The sequence below is a fragment of the Nocardioides sp. Root1257 genome (assembly GCF_001425175.1).
In the GTDB taxonomy this organism is placed as follows: Bacteria; Actinomycetota; Actinomycetes; order Propionibacteriales; family Nocardioidaceae; genus Nocardioides.
Map to the genome: position 1 here is coordinate 427770 of NZ_LMDV01000008.1, position 17208 is coordinate 444977.

At 72.5% G+C, this 17208-nt stretch carries 18 protein-coding genes; 9 read left to right on the forward strand and 9 right to left on the reverse strand.

All coding sequences use genetic code 11. The annotated features are described in order from the left end of the window. Both ASC77_RS10145 and ASC77_RS10150 read right to left on the reverse strand, forming a co-directional pair. Window positions 1-417, reverse strand: coding sequence for a hypothetical protein (locus ASC77_RS10145; RefSeq protein WP_056151713.1), 417 nt, complete (start codon window positions 415-417; stop codon window positions 1-3). A 36-nt stretch (window positions 418-453) separates the two neighbouring features. Further along, window positions 454-804 carry a hypothetical protein gene (locus ASC77_RS10150; protein ID WP_056151716.1) on the reverse strand — a complete coding sequence of 117 codons (351 nt, stop codon included), beginning with the start codon at window positions 802-804 and terminating at the stop codon, window positions 454-456. 73 nt (window positions 805-877) lie between these two features. On the opposite strand from ASC77_RS10150, the gene ASC77_RS10155 reads away from it, so the two are divergent. Together ASC77_RS10155 and ASC77_RS10160 are read left to right on the forward strand one after the other, a co-directional pair. Continuing rightward, complete coding sequence (locus ASC77_RS10155; RefSeq protein WP_056151719.1) at window positions 878-1585, forward strand: copper homeostasis protein CutC; 708 nt, start codon at window positions 878-880, stop codon at window positions 1583-1585. Further along, the gene (locus ASC77_RS10160; RefSeq protein WP_056151722.1) at window positions 1582-1845 is read left to right on the forward strand and encodes a DUF4031 domain-containing protein; all 264 of its coding nucleotides are present in this window, start codon (window positions 1582-1584) and stop codon (window positions 1843-1845) included. Before ASC77_RS10155 ends, ASC77_RS10160 begins: the two co-directional genes overlap by 4 nt. Before the next feature lie 46 nt (window positions 1846-1891). Here ASC77_RS10160 and ASC77_RS10165 read toward each other — a convergent pair whose 3' ends face one another. Continuing rightward, window positions 1892-2497: a hypothetical protein gene (locus ASC77_RS10165; protein ID WP_056153971.1), complete on the reverse strand. Its 606-nt coding sequence runs from the start codon at window positions 2495-2497 to the stop codon at window positions 1892-1894. An 82-nt stretch (window positions 2498-2579) separates the two neighbouring features. On the opposite strand from ASC77_RS10165, the gene ASC77_RS10170 reads away from it, so the two are divergent. Further along, complete coding sequence (locus ASC77_RS10170; protein ID WP_056151725.1) at window positions 2580-2954, forward strand: nuclear transport factor 2 family protein; 375 nt, start codon at window positions 2580-2582, stop codon at window positions 2952-2954. A 1-nt stretch (window position 2955) separates the two neighbouring features. Here the strand turns inward: ASC77_RS10170 and ASC77_RS10175 are convergent, their stop codons facing one another. Together ASC77_RS10175 and ASC77_RS10180 are read right to left on the reverse strand one after the other, a co-directional pair. Continuing rightward, window positions 2956-4149 carry a collagen binding domain-containing protein gene (locus ASC77_RS10175; protein ID WP_156391023.1) on the reverse strand — a complete coding sequence of 398 codons (1194 nt, stop codon included), beginning with the start codon at window positions 4147-4149 and terminating at the stop codon, window positions 2956-2958. Window positions 4150-4244: 95 nt separating this feature from the next. Then, on the reverse strand, window positions 4245-5126 hold the full coding sequence (locus tag ASC77_RS10180; RefSeq protein ID WP_200944949.1) for an oxygenase MpaB family protein: 882 nt from the start codon (window positions 5124-5126) through the stop codon (window positions 4245-4247). A gap of 30 nt (window positions 5127-5156) precedes the next feature. Between ASC77_RS10180 and ASC77_RS10185 the strand changes: the two genes are divergently transcribed. Then, the gene (locus ASC77_RS10185) at window positions 5157-6749 is read left to right on the forward strand and encodes an alpha/beta hydrolase (protein WP_056151736.1); all 1593 of its coding nucleotides are present in this window, start codon (window positions 5157-5159) and stop codon (window positions 6747-6749) included. A 353-nt stretch (window positions 6750-7102) separates the two neighbouring features. On the opposite strand, the gene serA is transcribed toward ASC77_RS10185, so the two are convergent. Further along, window positions 7103-8302 (reverse strand): phosphoglycerate dehydrogenase, encoded by a 1200-nt coding sequence (gene serA / locus ASC77_RS10190; RefSeq protein WP_056151739.1) that lies wholly within the window; start codon window positions 8300-8302, stop codon window positions 7103-7105. Window positions 8303-8376: 74 nt separating this feature from the next. Here serA and ASC77_RS10195 point away from each other — a divergent pair, with 74 nt between their 5' ends. Beyond that, a complete protein-coding gene (locus tag ASC77_RS10195) occupies window positions 8377-11073 on the forward strand; it encodes a hypothetical protein (protein ID WP_056151742.1) in 2697 nt (898 codons plus the stop codon). 25 nt (window positions 11074-11098) lie between these two features. On the opposite strand, the gene ASC77_RS10200 is transcribed toward ASC77_RS10195, so the two are convergent. Further along, entirely contained in the window at window positions 11099-12268 is a 1170-nt protein-coding gene (locus ASC77_RS10200) for an RtcB family protein (protein WP_056151744.1), read from the reverse strand. Between the two features lie 137 nt (window positions 12269-12405). Between ASC77_RS10200 and ASC77_RS10205 the strand changes: the two genes are divergently transcribed. Genes ASC77_RS10205 through ASC77_RS10215 form a run of 3 tightly spaced genes read left to right on the forward strand, consistent with a single transcriptional unit; the run spans window position 12406 to window position 14329 of the window. Next, on the forward strand, window positions 12406-13581 hold the full coding sequence (locus ASC77_RS10205) for a TolB family protein (protein WP_056151748.1): 1176 nt from the start codon (window positions 12406-12408) through the stop codon (window positions 13579-13581). Between the two features lie 59 nt (window positions 13582-13640). Further along, window positions 13641-14138, forward strand: a complete 498-nt coding sequence (locus tag ASC77_RS10210) for a hypothetical protein (protein WP_056151751.1) — start codon at window positions 13641-13643, stop codon at window positions 14136-14138. Beyond that, the gene (locus ASC77_RS10215) at window positions 14084-14329 is read left to right on the forward strand and encodes a hypothetical protein (RefSeq protein WP_056151753.1); all 246 of its coding nucleotides are present in this window, start codon (window positions 14084-14086) and stop codon (window positions 14327-14329) included. Before ASC77_RS10210 ends, ASC77_RS10215 begins: the two co-directional genes overlap by 55 nt. Window positions 14330-14389: 60 nt before the next feature. Here ASC77_RS10215 and ASC77_RS10220 read toward each other — a convergent pair whose 3' ends face one another. Continuing rightward, a complete protein-coding gene (locus ASC77_RS10220) occupies window positions 14390-16030 on the reverse strand; it encodes a DNA repair helicase XPB (RefSeq protein WP_056151757.1) in 1641 nt (546 codons plus the stop codon). Window positions 16031-16091: 61 nt separating this feature from the next. On the opposite strand from ASC77_RS10220, the gene ASC77_RS10225 reads away from it, so the two are divergent. Then, window positions 16092-16796, forward strand: coding sequence for a hypothetical protein (locus ASC77_RS10225; protein ID WP_056151760.1), 705 nt, complete (start codon window positions 16092-16094; stop codon window positions 16794-16796). 4 nt (window positions 16797-16800) lie between these two features. On the opposite strand, the gene ASC77_RS10230 is transcribed toward ASC77_RS10225, so the two are convergent. Further along, a complete protein-coding gene (locus ASC77_RS10230; protein ID WP_056151763.1) occupies window positions 16801-17205 on the reverse strand; it encodes a VOC family protein in 405 nt (134 codons plus the stop codon). Window positions 17206-17208: the final 3 nt, after the last annotated feature.

Here is a 17208-nt window from a genome sequence, read left to right on the forward strand (position 1 = left end):
TCACCTTCGGGTGACGCGCAGGGTCGACGTTCGCGACGTGGGCAACCACGGACCGTCGTCGGTCGGCTCGAACTCGATCAGGATCCGGTACGTGCCGGGCGCGTCCAGCCGTGGAGTGCGAAGCCGGGCGTGGTTGTGTCGCAGGGTCCGGGTCTGCTCCGACGTCCAGCCGGTGCGTGCGTGCGTGACGGTCATCGTGATGACACCGTGGACCTGAAGCGCGCCACGTGTCTTGACGGACACCACGACCGTAGCCCGGGCGGATCGCGCCACCTCTCGGTCGCCGGCGATCGAGAGCGTGGGTTGCCCGCAGGAGTCGGGGGAGTAGGGGCTCGGTTCGCACGCGGCCGCCGGGGAGGAGCCCAGCCAGACGAGCCCCGTGGTGACGAGCAGGATCAGGGCGAGAAGGCGGCGCACGGCGCCATCCTGCCCGCGATCGACGACGGCCGGAGGCTAACGGCCCAGGTCGCCGAGGGGCGCGACGACGTCGCCGCTCTCCTCGCACACCCACACGGGGTCGGGGCCGCCGAGGTCGGGCTGGATGTAGAGCGCGTGCAGGGGCGCGTCGTCGCCGCAGCCGGAGCACAGCGGCCACCGGCCGACGGACTCGAAGAGCGCGTCCTGGACGTCCTGGGCGACCAGGCCGGCGATGTATTGAGCACCTTCGGGCCACTGCTCGGCCCACCACTTGCGTTGCGCGACCGCATCCTCGAGAGCCGAGACCGCCTCGGCCGTCGCCCGGCCGCGGGCCTGCAGGTCAGCGAGCACCCGAGCGCGCGCGTCGAACAGCAGGGCGTTGTCCATCCCCCCATCATGCCCCCGCACCGAAGCGGCGGGCCTCCCGCAGCGGATCGCCCACCCGCCGTACCCTGGCCGCATGGGTGACGGCCTCCTCGAGGTGACCGTCCTCGACCCGCGAGATGTCGCCGGCGCGGAGGAGGGCGGTGCCGACCGCCTGCTCGTACGCAGTCCGACCGGGATGTCGCCCGAGCCGGCGCTGGTCTCCGCGGTCTGCCACGAGACCGACCTCCCGGTGCACGCGGTGCTGCGGCTCAACGACACCTGGACGACGACCGGCGGCGAGCTGGCCCGGCTCGCGGGGCTCGGCGAGGACTACCTCGGCTCCGGTGCCGTCGGCGTCTCCTTCGGCTTCCTCGACGGACAGCTCGAGGTCGACGCCGAGGTGTGCGCGTACCTGTCGGGCCTGCTCCCGGGCGTCCCGTGGACCTTCGGCCGGGCGATCGACGACACCCTCGACCCCCGGCGCTCCTGGCGCCACCTGCTCGACCTCCCCGACCTCGCCGCCGTGCGCTCGGCGGGGTCGCCCCGTGGGCTCGACGTCGGGTTCGACGACCTGCTCGCGACGGCTCGGGACCCGCTCGTCGCCCGGATGCTGATGCCCGGGGGCGGTCTGATCGCCGAGCAGGTGCCGTGGTTCGTGCGCGCCGACGTCCGCCAGTTCCACCTCGGCCGCCAGGTCCGCCCCGGCGGATCGCTCAAGGCGTACGTCGACGCCGGCCACGTCCGGTCCTGGCGGCTGCTCGTCGACGACGCGCTCGAGCGGGCGGTCCGCTCCGTCGGATGACCATCCTCATCGACCCGCCCAACGCGGCCGGGCACGGCCGGCTGTGGTCGCACCTCGCCAGCGACACGTCCTACGACGAGCTGCACGCCTTCGCCCGCACGCTCGACATCCCGCCGCGCGGCTTCGACCGCGACCACTACGACGTGCCGTCCGAGTGGTACGACTCCGTCGTCGCCGCGGGCGCCCTCCCCGTCACGTCGCGCGAGCTCGTCTCCCGCCTCACCGCGGCCGGTCTGCGGCGCCGGAAGCGTAGTCCCTGACGAAATGGTCCTCCCGCCCGCTCAGGGTGGGCCGTTCCGTCAGGGACTACTCCGGCGGCGCCAACGTCTCCAGCTCCCGCTCCACGTTGGCCCGGGCGTCGGCCTCCCAGGCGTCGCGGGCGTACGCCGTGTGGAAGAGGTGCGGCTTGGCGAGCAGGTCGCGCAGGATCGTGGCCCGCCCGGCGGCGAACGCGTCGTCGGGGACCGCGGCGTACTCCGACCGCACCGACGCGGTGTACTCGTCGTACCGTTCCGGCGGCGCCGCCAGGATCGCGAGGTCGGCGTCGGAGAGAGCGCAGCCGTTGACGTCGTCGTCGGCGGGCTGGTGGTGCTCGGTCATCAGCACCAGGCGGACCACCTCGTCCACGACCGCCTGGTCGACCAGCGTCGGCAGCGCCTCGGCCGCCCACGCCGCCGAGCGCTTCTCGGCGTCCGGCTGCGCGTCGTAGACGCTGTCGTGGAACCACGCGGCGAGCAGCACCGCCATCCGGTCGAACTCCACGCCGTGCGCCGACAGCTCGTGCACCCGGTCGAGGACCTCACCGAGGTGCCGGCCGTCGTGGTAGCGCCGGTCGGGGTGGTCGTAGGACGCGACCAGCTGGGCGCCGAGGGGACGGGCTCCGGGCAACGGCCAGGCGAGGAGGAGGTCCACGCGGTGCATTCAAGACCCCCGGGCCTCCGACGCGCTAGCGTGTCGTACCCCAGGAACGTGTTCTAGGTCGAGGAGACACCGCATGCCCGCCAGTCCGGACCGCATCCGCCAGGTCGTCGACGACTACATCCGTCTCGTCGGCACCGGCACCGCCGACGAGGTCGTCGCGCTGTACGCCGCGGACGCCACCGTCGAGGACCCGGTCGGCTCCGACGTGCGCCACGGGCACGCCGCGATCCGCGAGTTCTACGCCGGTCTCGAGGGGCTCCAGCAGGAGACGCGCCTGATCACCGCGCGCATCGCGGGCGGCGAGGCCAGCTTCCTCTTCGAGATCATCACGCGCGCCGGCGACAAGACCTACACGCTCGCGCCGATCGACGCGATGACGTTCGACGACGACGGCCTGATCACCACCATGCGCGCCTACTGGGGCGACGCCGACATGGCGATCAGCTGACTCAGGGCCAGCAGGCTTCCTGATCCTGCTGCGCGGCGGGCAGGTGCGGCAGCGGGACGCTCCCGAGGTCGGCGTCGCGGCCGGTCGTGATCGAGAACGCGCCGGTCGTGAACTTGCCGTACTTGCAGTAGTGCGTGGTCTGGCCGAGGTACGGCGAGTACGCACCCGGCTGCGCGACGACGGTCATGCCGCCCTGCGTGGTCAGCTGGCCGGCGAACGAGAACTCGCCGGAGCCGTTCGTCGTGGTGGAGCCGCGCTGCGCGCCGGTCTTGTCGAAGAGCAGCACCTGCGCGCCGGAGAGCGGGTAGCTCGGGTCCTTGGCGTCGACCACGACACCGGACACCGAGGCGCCCCTCTTCGTGAGGCGGTAGCTGCCGAAGGCGACCTTGCCGGGACGGACGACGCCGCCGTGGACCGAGCCGGTGCTGGCCAGGTAGCTGCCGACGCCGGGCACGACGATCTTGTAGCGACCCGGGAAGAGGCCCTGGAACGACGCCGAGCCGTGCTTCGCGTTCGCGCTCCAGAACTGGCCGTTCGCCTTGCTGACCACGGTGACGTTGACCCGCTTGGTGATCGGCTGGTCGCCGGCGTACAGGTCGACCAGGAGCCGGCCGGCGGGCTTCGTCAGCCTGATCGCGACGTTGCTGGCCCTGCCGGGCTTCAGCCCCGGGACCCACAGGCTCTTGCCGACGAACTTCTTGGTGCGGTCATAGGTGAAGACCGAGTAGCTCCCGGCCGGGAGGCCGCCGAGGGCGAACTGGCCCTTGCCGTTGGCCTTCACCTCGAAGGACTGCTCGGAGGCGTTCGCCGCCACGACCCGCGCACCCTTGGCGACCTTGCCGCCGGCCTGCACGGTGCCGGTGATCGCCGCGCCGGGGCGCATCCGCACGCTCTTGGTCACCGTGCGACCGGCCCGGACCGTCACCTTGATGTTGGTCGGCGCGGCCTTGGTGACGTCGTACGCCGGGCGCTGGTCGACGAACTGGATCCAGTACGTGCCCGGCGGCAGCGTCAGCGAGTAGGAGCCGCCGGTCTGCTTGCGCTTGCCGAGGTAGGTCCAGTCCTTGGTGAACCACTGCATGACGACCTTCGGCGTGGTGCCGTGGGCGCCGTAGATGCCGCCACGGACCTTGCCGGTCGCTGCAGCGTCAGCGGGGGCCTGGAACGCGAGCATCGAGGCGACGAGCGTCACCACGACCACGAGAGAAGCGCGAAACCTTCGGGTAGGGAGCATGGTCCCAGCCTAAGTCGGCTCGCTTGAGGTCCCCCAAAGATCGCCTCAGGCTTCGCTCAAGACGGGTGAGCGCGCTCACCCTGCCGCTCACGTGGCGTCATCGCCCACCGGATCGTGCCGGTCGCGACGCCGCCCAGCGCGCGCACGACGGTGCGCTCCGACACCGGGAACCACGGCAGCCGGAGCGGGCGACGGGTCCAGCGCGGCATCAGGCCGACGGCGGCGGCCGCGATCACGCCGTACGGCGCCCGCGCGGGCAGCGGCAGGGGCGGGCGCAGCAGCAGGTAGCCCACGGTCGCGCGGGCCTCCGGGGTGCTGCGCAGCTCGGGACGGTACGCCGCGATGGTGGCCGCCAGCTCCGCCTCGGTGGTCGGCGGATCGAGCACACCGAGTCGGCGCGCGACCTCGGCGGTCTGCGCGACGTACTCGTCCCGCTCCGCGCCGGTCAGCGGTTCGCGCCCGTAGACGGTGTGCGCCCGCAGGAAGCTGTCGACCTCGGCGACGTGCACCCACGCGAGCAGGTGCGGGTCGGACGCGGCGTACGGCGTGCCGTCGGGCATCGTCCCGACGATCCGCTCGTGGATCGTGCGCACCGCGGTGACCGCCTGGGCGGCGTCGTCGGCGGTCCCGAAGGTCGTCACCGCGATGAAGCGGCTGGTCCGGGCGAGCCGGCCCCAGGCGTCGTGGCGGTAGTCGGAGTGCTCCGCGACGCCGCGCATCGCGGACGGGTGCAGTGTCTGCAGGAGCAGGGCGCGCAGCCCGCCGATGAACATCGACGCGTCGCCGTGCACCCGGGTGATCGGGCTGCCCGGCTCGAACCACCGCGGACCGGGGCGGTTGTGGATCCGGTCGGCGTGCTTCGCGCCGTCGGGACCGGCGACCCGGGCGAACAGCTGCTCGCCGATCCGGTCGCGGACGAGAGGGAGGACGCTTGCCACCACCCGACCCTACGGGGTCTGATCTACCCCATGCTCACGAAGAAGGTGGCGGCCGCGGTCGCCGGGATCCTCACGGCTGGACTCGTTGCGGTCGTGCCGCTGAACGCACCGACGGCGGTAGGCGGGTCGCCGGAGGCCGCCTCAGCAGCGGCTCCGGCCATCAGCTGGGGCCGGTGCAAGGACCCGGACCTGCGCAAGGCGAAGGCCCAGTGCGGCACCCTCGTCGTGCCGCTCGACCACGCCGATCCGACCGGCCCCACCGTCTCGCTGGCCGTCTCGCGGGTGCTGCACACGCGCGGCCCCTTCCGCGGCGCCGTCTTCACGAATCCCGGCGGCCCGGGCAGCGACGGCACCTGGCTCGCGCCGTACGGCAAGTACGTGCCGCGCAAGGTCGGCCTGACCTACGACTGGTACGGCGTCGACCCGCGCGGCACCGGAGCGAGCCGCCCGCTGCTCACCTGCGACAGCAGGTACTTCGGCTGGGACCGCCCCGACTACGTGCCGACCAGCGCGAAGATCATGAAGTACTGGCGGCACACGACGGAGAAGTACGCGAAGGACTGCGGTCGGGCCGGTGCGAAGCGGCTCCTCGGCCACGTGCGGACCACGGACACCGCCACCGACTTCGACCTGCTCCGCCAGGCCATCGGCGTCGACAAGGTCACCTTCTTCGGCTTCTCCTACGGGACCTACCTCGCGCAGGTCTACGCGACGCTCTTCCCCGACCACGTGCAGGCGCTGATCATGGACGGCGTCATCGACCCCGACCGCGTCTTCTACCAGTCCAACCTCGACCAGGACCCGGCCTTCCAGAAGTCGTTCAACGCCTTCCTCGCCTGGGTCGGCAAGCACGCGTCGACCTACCACCTCGGCCGCGGCCGCAAGGCGGTCGAGCGCACGTACGAGCACCTGCGCGCCCGCCTGAAGCGGCACCCGGCCGGCGGCAAGGTCGGGCCGGACGAGCTCGACGACGCCCTGCTGAACGCCGGCTACTACAACGGCTACTACCCGTACGTCGCCGATGCCCTCGCCGCGCTCGTCAACGACGGCGACCCGGCCGGGATCAAGCAGCTCTACCGGAGCTCGAACCCGGTCGGGAAGGCCGCGGACAACAGCTTCGCGATGTACCTCGCCGTCCAGTGCACCGACGCCGTGTGGCCGACGGACTGGAAGACCTGGCGCGACGACAGTCGCCGGCTGGACCGCAAGGCGCCGTTCCTCACCTGGGCCAACAACTGGTTCAACGCGCCGTGCCGCACCTGGCCGGTGGCCGGGACCCCGCGGGTCGACGTGACCGGCGCCGGCCTCGACGACGTGCCGGTGCTGCTGCTCAGCGAGACCCACGACCCGGCGACGCCGTACGCAGGGGCGCTCGCGGCGCGCCGGATCTTCCCGAGCGCCCGCCTGGTCGCCGGGGTCGGCGGCTACTCCCACGCGGTGTCACTCTCGGGCGTCGCCTGCACCGACAACGCGATCGCGAACGTGCTCGAGGACGGCTCGCTCCCGGCCCGCCGGGCCGGCAACCGCGCCGACAAGGAGTGCCGCCCGCTGGCGCCCCCGGAGCCGCCGAAGCAGAACGCCCGCCTGGCGCTCCCGCAGCACCGGACCTGGTGGGGGCGGTAGGTGCCACGGGGCGGCGTGTCTGCGGGTTTTGGCGGTCAGCCGGTGAAACCCGCAGGCACGCCGGCGCGAGCTGGCCGTCCGCTCGCCTGTCAGCCAAGACCTGCACGACGCGCCGTACGTCGCCGGCGTGTTGTGCGGGTTCCGGCTGACGGGTGTCCGGGTTTTGGCGGTCAGCCGGTGAAACCCGCAGACGCGCCGTACGGCCCCGACGATCTGGTGACCTGTCAGCCAAGACCCGTACGACGCGCCGTACGTCGCCCGCGTGTCGTGCGGGTTGTGGCTGACGGGTGTGCGGGTTTTGGCGGTCAGCCGGTGAAACCCGCAGACACGCCGCCCCCGAGCACCAACCAGACTCAGGCGTCCCAGGTCCGCAGCCAGATGGTGTGCTCGGACTGGGAGAGCTTGGCGAGCGCGTCGTCGGGCAGCGGGTCGAGGGTGTCGGTGACGACGTACCCCTGCTCGCCGCGGGTGGAGAGGTACTGCCCGGTGACGTTGGCGCCGGCGTCCGCGAGCACGCCGTTCACGCCGGCGAGGACCCCGGGGACGTTGACGTGCAGGAAGCCGATCCGGTGGCCGGCCTGGAGCTGCGGGGCGAGGACGGCGGGCACGTTGACCGACAGCTCGGTGCGGCCCTCGAGGGAGAAGCCGCCCAGCTTGCCGGCGACGAAGTAGCCGATCTCCTCCTGCGCCTCCTGGGTGGAGCCGCCGACGTGCGGGGTGAGGATCACGTTGTCGAGGCCACGCAGGACCGACTCGAACTCGTCGCCCTGGACCTTCGGCTCGACCGGGAAGACGTCGAGCGCGGCGCCCGCGATGTGCCCCGACAGGATGTGGTCGCGCAGCGACTCGTTGTCGACGACCATGCCGCGCGCGGCGTTGATGAAGATGCTGCGGGGCTTCATCCGCGCGAACTGCTCGGGGCCGAAGAAGCCGGCGTTGCCCGGGCGGCCGTCCACGTGGAGGCTGACGACGTCCGCCTTCTCGAGCAGCTCGTCGAGGGTCTTCATGCGCTGCGCGTTGCCGTGCGCCAGCCGGTCGGCGGTGTCGAAGAAGATCACCCGCAGGCCGAGGGCCTCGGCGAGGTTGGACAGCTGGGTGCCGATGTTGCCGTAGCCGACGATGCCGAGCGTGCGGCCGCGGACCTCGTGGCTGCCCTTCGCCGACTTGTCCCACACGCCGGCGTGCATCTTCTCGGTCTTCTCGGTGAGCCGGCGCGCGAGCGAGATGATCTCCGCGATCACGAGCTCGACCACGCTGCGCGTGTTGGAGTACGGCGCGTTGAAGACCGCGATCCCGCGATCGGCCGCCGCCACCAGGTCGACCTGGTTGGTGCCGATGCAGAAGCAGCCGATCGCGAGCAGGTCGGGCGCCCCGTCGAGGACGGCCTCGGTGATGTGGGTGTTGGAGCGGATGCCCAGCAGGTGTACGCCGGGGAGCGCCGCCAGCAGCTCCTCCTCGGAGAGGGAGCCGGCCCGCAGCTCGACCTCGAAGCCGCGCGCCTCGAGGATCTCGACGGCGACCGGGTGGATGTTCTCGAGCAGCAGCACCTTCACGATCGACCAGCCTAGGCGCGCCACGCGCGGGAACCGAACCCGCGACGGAGCGTGGACGGGGCATAGTTCGGCCCATGCCTCGTCGTACCGGCCGGACCGCGGCCCTCGTCACGCTCGCCCTGGTCGCGGCCCTGCTCGTCGGCGTGGGCGGCAGGGTCGCCGCGGACCCGGCCGAGCGGTCGAGCAACCGGGGGACCTGGCAGGTCCGCGCGCTCGGCGCCGGGCAGTACGCCGTGAGCTGGACGTCGCCCACCCGGCTGCCGCTCACCTCGGACCGGCCGACGGTCGTCGGCCCGTCGGGGTGGCTGATCGGCACCTCGACCGTCGCCTCCGACGGGCGCACGGTGCAGGCGCGGGTGGCGGCACCGACCCGGCCCGACGCCGCCCGTCTCGACGTGGTGCTCTCGGGCGACCGCCTCGACGTGGTCGGCAGCGACCGCGCCCGCCGCGGCGGCGCCGCGGCGGTGGACCCGCCGCTCGACCTGCCCGGTACGCAGACGCTGCCGGTGGACCCGGCGACGCCCGGCCCGTACGCCGTCACCACCTCCGACTACACGCTCGACCCGGTGGCGGTGCCGGGCATGCGGGTGCCGATCGAGATGGTCGGCCACGTCGTCGAGCCGGCTGCGGCCGAGCCGACCGGGCCCCGGCCGCTGGTGCTCTTCCTGCACGGCCGTCACGGGGTCTGCTACAACCCCTCCGACGCGGACGCCTGGTCGGACGACTGGCCGTGCAAGGCGCCGTTCCGGGAGATCCCGAGTCAGCTCGGCTACGACTACATCCAGCAGGTGCTGGCCTCCCAGGGCTACGCGACGGTGTCGATCCGGGTCAACGGCATCAACGCCCAGGACTTCGCCGCCGCCGACGGAGGTGCCGACGCCCGTGCGCGCCTGGTGCAGGCGCACCTCGACCACTGGGTCGGCCTCGCCGCCGGTCACCAGGTCGACCTGTCGCGGGTCGTGCTCGTCGGGCACAGTCGCGGCGGCGAGGGCGTCGACCGGGCGTCGATCCGGATCCCGCTGACCGCGCCGTACCGGATCGTCGGCCAGGTGCTCATCGCGCCGACCGACTTCGGTGCCCAGGCGGCGCCGTACGTCCCCACCGTGACGCTGCTGCCCTACTGCGACGGCGACGTCAGCGACCTCCAGGGCCAGAAGTTCACCGACAACGGCCGTGACCTCACGGCCGACGACACCTCGCTGAAGAGCAGCGTCCTGGTGATGGGGGCCGACCACAACTTCTTCAACACCGAGTGGACGCCCGGCACGTCGGCGGCGCCGTCCTCCGACGACTGGGCCGGCGCCGTCGACCAGACCTGCGGCACCCGCGACCCGCAACGGCTCAGCGCCGCGGAGCAGCGCGCCGTCGGGGTCGCGTACGTCGCCGGTGCGGTGCACCTCTTCGCGGCCGGCGACCAGTCGACGCTGCCGCTCTTCGACGGCTCGCGGGCCCGAGTCGCCTCGCAGGGCGACGCCCAGACGCTGAGCCATGCGATCGGCGGCGGCCGGGTGCTGCGGGCGCCCGGGATCTCGACCGGGCTCGCGCTGGCCGACGGCGCGACGACCCGCTTCTGCTCGGGCGTGTACGACGCCGGTCGGATCGCGTCGTGCGGCCGCGGCGCCGCGGCGGCCGCGGCCACACCGCACTGGTCGCTGGGCGGCGAGCGGGTCCCGGTCCGGACCTTCTTCGAGATGGCCTGGACGGCGAGCGGCCAGTCCGGCGGGATGCTGCTCGGCAGTCCGCTCGACCTCACCGGCCGTCGGCTCGAGCTGCGCACGATCGTCGACGGCCGCGCGAGCACGGCGGTCCGGGTCCGGCTCACCGACGCCGACGGCGCCAGCGCGGTGCTCGACCCCGTCGGCGGCGACGCGCTGCCGGCCCTCGGGTCCGCGCCCGAGGTCCGCAAGCTCTGGGCCCAGACCGTCGTCGTCGACCCGGCGGCGGCCGCCCTCGACCTGACCCGGGTCGTCCGGGTCGACCTGGTCGGCGTCAGCAGCCGTGGCCGGCTCTGGGTGGCCGACCTCTCCTCGGCACCGGCGGCGCTCGCCGCCGTCCCGGCTCGACGCCTGCCGACCATCGACATCTCCCGGCTGCGGGTCACCGAGGGCTCGGGCGGGGCCAAGGTCGCCGAGGTCCCGTTCCACGTCAACGGCGTCCTGACCGCGCCGGCCCGCTTCGTCGTGCTCACCGTCGGTCAGGCGCGCGGTGACCTGCAGCGGTTCGCGGTCGACCTGGCCCCCGGGCAGACCGGCGGCACGATCCCGGTCGGGTACGTCGCCGACCGGCGCGCCGACTACCGGCGCCTCGTCACCCAGGTCGCCGCGTGGCCGACCCGCAACGTGATGACGGACCGCTACATCGGCGACCTCACCGTCCTCGACGACGACCCGCGACCCGTCGTCACCGTCGACACCGTCGCGCCGCGCGTGAGCGAGGGGAGGCCGGCCCAGTGGCGGGTCAGCATCGACCGGAAGGCCGACCTCGAGCTCACCGTCACGGGCCGCGTCGTGCACGGTCCGGGCCGCCCGGTCCAGGTCGCCGACATCGCGTCGTCCTGGACCGACCTGCACGTCGGCCCGGCCGACCCGAGCAAGCCGCTGTGGTCGCTCGGTGCGATGACGTACGACGTCCTCCGGTCGGGCCGCAAGGAGGTCCTCGTCTCGATCCCCACCGCGAAGGACGCCGCGGCCGACGGTCCCGAGACGATCACGCTGCGCTTCCGCGTCGGGAGGGAGTCCTTCCGGCGCACCGTGACGGTCCTGGACCACTAGGCCCAGGACCGCCTCGGCGAGCGGCTCAGTCGCCCTTCACGTTCACGATCTGACGCAGCGTGTGCCGCACCTCGACCAGGTCGGCGGCGTCCGCCATCACCTGGTCGATGTCCTTGTACGCCGCCGGGATCTCGTCGATGAACGCGTCGGTGTCGCGGTACTCGATCCCGACCATCGCCTCGCGGAGCTGGTCACGGGTGAAGGTCCTGCGGGCCCGCGACCGCGAGTACTCCCGACCCGCGCCGTGGGGCGCGGAGCTGAGCGCCATCACGTTGCCGCGACCGGAGACGACGTACGACGCCGTGCCCATCGACCCGGGGATCAGCCCGGGACGGCCGGCCTCGGCGTTGATGGCGCCCTTGCGCGAGAGCCAGACGTCCTTGCCGAAGTGGCGCTCCTGCTCGGTGTAGTTGTGGTGGCAGTTGATCTCCTCCTGCCGCTCCACCGGGCCATCCACCCACTCCGCGAACTGCCGCACGACCCGGTCCATCATCTCCTCGCGGTTGAGCAGCGCGTAGGTCTGCGCCCACCGCATCTGGCCGATGTAGGACCAGAACTCGTCCGTGCCCTCGGGCAGGTAGGCGAGGTCACGGTCGGGCAGCTGCACCCACCACTTCTCGCACAGGTCGCGGGCCACCCGGATGTGGTGCTGCGCGATCTTGTTGCCGACCCCGCGCGACCCGGAGTGCAGGAAGAGCCAGACCCGCTGGAGCTCGTCGACCGTGACCTCGATGAAGTGGTTGCCCGACCCCAGGGTGCCCAGCTGCAGCTCCCACCGACCGGCGTACGACCCGGGCTCGAACCCGGTCTCCTCGGCCAGTCGCGTCAGCTGCTCGAGGCGCTCACGCGTGTGGTCGCGGCTGACCTTCCGGTTGCTGGCGCCGGCCGAGAGCGGGACGGCCCGCTCGATGGCCTCGCGCAGCGGTCGGCGGTCGGCCGGCAGCTGGTCGACGGCGTACTGGGTGCGGACGGCGATCATGCCGCAGCCGATGTCGACGCCGACCGCGGCAGGCATGATCGCGCCGAGGGTCGGGATGACCGACCCGACGGTCGCTCCCAGACCCAGGTGGGCGTCGGGCATCAGTGCGAGGTGCGGGAAGATGAACGGCATCGTCGACGCCGTCACCGCCTGCTCGCGGGTGCCCTGCTCGAGGATCGAGGCCCAGCTCATGAGCCTCGTGGTGATCTGCTCCATCGTCTTCTCCTGCTCGGTCCTTCCTTGCGTGCTCGCGCCGACCGGTCGGTCGGCGACGCGTCAGGCTAGGTACCTGAAATGGGGTTGCACACCGCATTTCCGCTGTGTGCTGCCGCGGTGCTCGCTACCGTCGATGCATGGTGCGCGCCGGACGGTTGGCCCTGGTCCTGGGGACGTCCGCTGCCGCGCTCGTGCTGGTGCCGCTCGCGGGAGGCGCCGAGGCGCACCGGGGTACGACGTCCGTCGCGCTGCCCGACCGGCTCGCGGACTACTCCCACCTGACGGCGGACGTCACGGACGCGCCGGTGGGTCGGGCGGTGGCGCTCTACCAACGGGGCTTCGGCGTCGAGCTCTTCGACTCCCCGCAGGCCGTGCTGCTGGCCGCCGACGACGACGTCTACCGCCGGTTGGGCGCCGCCGAGAGCCGGGGCGGTCCCGAGTCGCAGGGCGACCCGGGTCCGATGCTCCTGTCTCCGGACGGGCGCCAGGTGGTGCTCGGGGACCACGACACCGGGTCGCCGGACCTCGCGGTCGTCGACCTCGGGTCCGGCGACGTCGCGACGCACGGGCTGCCCGATGCCCGCAGCGTCATCCCGGTGGCGTGGTCGCCGGACGGCAGCCGGGTCGCCTACCTGTCGGACGACAGCCCCACCAACCCGTACTCCGGCGGCCTGATCGTCGGCGACCTCGTCGTGCTCGACCTGGCGTCGGGGGAGGCGTCGCCGGTGCCGGGCGGGGAGGACGTGTCGGCCGCCGCGTTCTCGCCAGACGGTGCTGAGCTGGCGGTGCAGCACGCCAGCGGCTCGGGCGGACTCGCGATCGTCGACCTGGCCTCCGGCGCGGTGCGCCGTGTGGACGCCACCGGCAGCCTGGCCGGCCCGGACGCCTGGTCGCCCGACGGCAGCCTGCTGGCACTCGTCGGCGCGCCCGGGCTGTCGTTCGTCGACCCCGACGGGACGGGCGTGCCGCTCACGCTGGCCCGTCCGGCGACTGACGGGATCCTCGGGTGGACCGGCAGCCGGGAGGTCGCGGTGCTCGAGAGCCCGGACGCGGACGACGCCACGATCACGGCGTACGCCCTCGACGGCGGCAGCCGCCCCCTGACCGCCATCGGCGACCTCGGCAGCTACGGGATCGGCCGGATCCAGCTGGCCTCCGGCCTGATCGCCGACCTCCAGGCGCGCCCCGCCGGCTCGCCCGACCACGGTCCGTGGCCGCCCGCCTTCCGGATCGGCGTCGCCCTCGTCCTGGGACTGGCGATCGCGCTGGTCGTGGTGCTGGTGGACCGTCGGCGGGGAGCCACGAAGGCCTAGGGCCTAGGCGGTCGGAAACGGCTTGCTCACCTGGTTTTCGACGTGGGTCACTACGTCGCGTGACCCCGACCGCAGACGACTTCCAGGCGCTGGCGCGCAGCTCGCCGTGGCGCTGGACGACCCTGCACGTCCGGCACCGGGCGACGCTGGTCGAGGACGGGGTGGAGGCATGGGTGCGACGCCCGGGCGAGCTGGTGGTGCGCCAGCCTGACGGCGAGGTCCACCGGGTGCACCAGCAGCCGGGTGCCGGCCGCGGCTACGTCTCGAGCGACCCCGACTTCGTGCCGCCCGAGGTGCGGGTCCCCCAGGACGTCGTGCCGATGTACCGGCCCGACGGTCTCGTCGCCGCCCGACCGGACGACTGGGCGATCGAGTACGACGACCCGATGTGGGTCAACTACCGCTGGGTGGCCGCGCTGGACCCGGTCGAGCTGAGCCACCACGTGGCCGTCGATGACCTGCGCGTCGACACCGTCGACGCCCGCCCGGTGTGGCGGCGTCGGTGCGTGCGCTGCCGGGCTACGACCCGCGCTGCGGCGGCAACTGCTGCGAGCTGATCTGGAGCGAGGCCGGCCGGCTCTGCGAGGTCGACGACCCGGCTGACGCCTACCACCCGCCGGGCTACGACTACCCGGACCACTACGACGTGGCGCTCGACGTACAGACCGGGATCGTGGTGCGCTGCCTGCCGGTCGGAGGCGATCCGCGGAGTCCCTGGCTCGAGAACACCATCCTCGACGTCGGCTGACACACCACGCACCGGTTTCGTGCGAGAACCGGTGCCTGATGTGTCACCGGACGCGCCCGCCTAGGCCCCGACGTCCTCCGCGTCCACGATCCGGTAGGCGTAGCCCTGCTCGGCGAGGAAGCGCTGCCGGTTCTGGGCGAACTCGGCGTCGACGGTGTCGCGGGACACGATCGTGTAGAAGTGCGCGGTCTTGCCCTCGGTCTTGGGTCGCAGCAGCCGGCCGAGCCGCTGGGCCTCCTCCTGGCGGGAGCCGTAGGAGCCGGAGACCTGGATGGCGACCTCGGCCGACGGCAGATCGATGGAGAAGTTGGCGACCTTCGAGACCACCAGGAGCCCGACCTCGCCGGACCGGAAGGCGTCGAAGAGCCGCTGCCTCTCCTTCACTGGCGTCTCGCCCTTGATGACCGGGGCGTTCAGTGCATCGGCCAGCTCGTCGAGCTGCTCGATGTACTGCCCGATCACCAGCGTGGGCTGGCCCGGGTGCGAGTCCACGAGCGAGCGGACCACGTCGATCTTGTGGTGCGTGCACGACGCGAGCCGGTAGCGCTCCTCGGGCTCGGCGGTCGCGTAGGTCAGCCGCTCGGACGACGGCAGGGTCACCCGCACCTCGACGCAGTCGGCCGGCGCGATCCAGCCCTGCGACTCGATGTCCTTCCAGGGCGCGTCGTACCTCTTCGGGCCGATCAGCGAGAAGACGTCGCCCTCGCGGCCGTCCTCGCGCACCAGCGTCGCCGTGAGGCCGAGCCGGCGACGGGCCTGCAGGTTGGCGGTCATCCGGAAGATCGGCGCGGGCAGCAGGTGCACCTCGTCGTACACGATCAGGCCCCAGTCGCGCGCGTCGAGCAGCTCGAGGTGCGAGTAGACGCCCTTCCGCTTGGTGGTCAGCACCTGGTACGTCGCGATGGTGACCGGCCGGATCTCCTTGACGGCACCGGAGTACTCGCCGATCTCGTCCTCCGTCAGCGACGTACGTCGGACCAGCTCGTCCTTCCACTGCCGCGCGGAGACGGTGTTGGTGACCAGGATCAGCGTGGTCGCCTTGGCCTCGGCCATGGCGGCGGCGCCGACCAGCGTCTTGCCCGCGCCGCACGGGAGGACGACGACGCCGGATCCGCCGTGCCAGAAGGACTCCGCGGCCTCGCGCTGGTAGGCGCGCAGGTGCCACTCGGTCTCGTCGAGGAAGATCGGGTGCGCCTCGCCGTCGACGTACCCGGCGAAGTCCTCGGCCGGCCAGCCCAGCTTGAGCAGCGCCTGCTTGAGGTTGCCGCGCTCGGAGGGATGTACGGCGACCGTGTCGTCGTCGATCCGGTCGCCGAGCATGCCCGCGACCTTCTTGGCGCGCAGCACCTCCTCGAGCACCGGGCGGTCGTTGGAGACCATGACCAGCCCGTGGATCGGGTTCTTCTCCAGCCGCAGCCGGCCGTAGCGGGCCATCGTCTCCGCGACGTCGACGAGCAGCGCGTGCGGCACGGCGTACCGGCTGAACTCGAGCAGCGTGTCGACGACCTGCTCGGCGTCGTGGCCCGCGGCGCGGGCGTTCCAGAGGCCGAGCGGCGTCAGCCGGTAGGTGTGGACGTGCTCGGGGGAGCGCTCGAGCTCGGCGAACGGCGCGATCGCCTTGCGGCAGTCCGCGGCGCGCTCGTGGTCGATCTCGAGCAGCAGCGTCTTGTCCGACTGGACGATGAGGGGGCCGTCATTCACCGGACAAGCCTACGGACCTACCCTGACGCGTCGGCGCCCGCCGACCGGGGGAGGGCGGCAGGTGGATCTCAAGCAGCCGAGGTGGCTGTTCCGTCCCTTCTGGACCAGGCCAGCCTTCATCGTCGGGTACGCCGCGGCGGCGCTCGCCCTGGTGCCGTTCCTGCTGTGGCTGACGGTAGAGGCCGTCGCGGCCGGCCACGCGCTCGACCAGGGCTCCAGCGCGCTGACTCGCGTCGAGGGCACCCTCGACGGGCCGCACGGTGTGCGCAGGTCCGTGAACGACAGCTGGGACGTCGGCGACCTCGGCCCGATCGAGGTCGGACCGGGCGCATCCGCGACCTTGAAAGGGCTGCGCGGGCAGACGGTCACCGCTCTGCTCTACCGGGGGGAGGTCGTCGCCATCGAGACTCCCGACGGTCAGCGGATCACAGGTCTCGACGTCGGTCTCCGTGGCGCGGTCGAGTGGGGAGCCGTGAGCCTGTTCGTGGGAGGCCTGAGCGCTGGCGGGCTGCGCCACGCGAGACGCAAGCGCCGAGCGTGCGGCGGCTGGTGGGTGGTCTCCAGGACGTCGGTGGATGTCACCGACCGCCCCGTCCTCATCCCAGTCGCGTTCGCGGGTGCGCTCGTCGTCCTGCTCCGCCTCGGCCTGACGTGGCAGGTCGCAGGCGGCATCGCTCTCGCCGTGACCCTCGTCGTGGTGGTGACCACCGATGTGGGATGGAGATGGATCGCCTCCGCCCCAGGGCGCCACGCCCGCGAGGACTGAGCGCTCAGCTGTAGAGGCAGAAGGGGTGCCCGTCGGGGTCGAGCATGACCCGCACGGTCTCCTGCGGCTGGAACTCCGCCTGCGTCGCCCCGAGCTCGATCGCGTGCTCGACGGCGACGGCGAGGTCCTCGACCTCGAAGTCGAGGTGCAGCTGTTGCTGCTGGAGATCGGCGGACGACGGCCAGACCGGGCGCACGTGCTGCTCGTTCTGGTGGAAGGCGAGGTAGGCGATGCCGTCCGGCGCCCGCAGGGTCACCCAGTCCTCGTCGTCGTTCGCGAGCTCCCACTCCAGGAGCGCTGCGTAGAAGCGGCCCAGCTCGCGCGGCGTCCGCGAGTCGAGGACGACGCCCCAGTAGTCCTTGCGGGCCTTGCGATCCGGGTTCGGGTCGTGCGTGATGCGTCCGCGCATGGA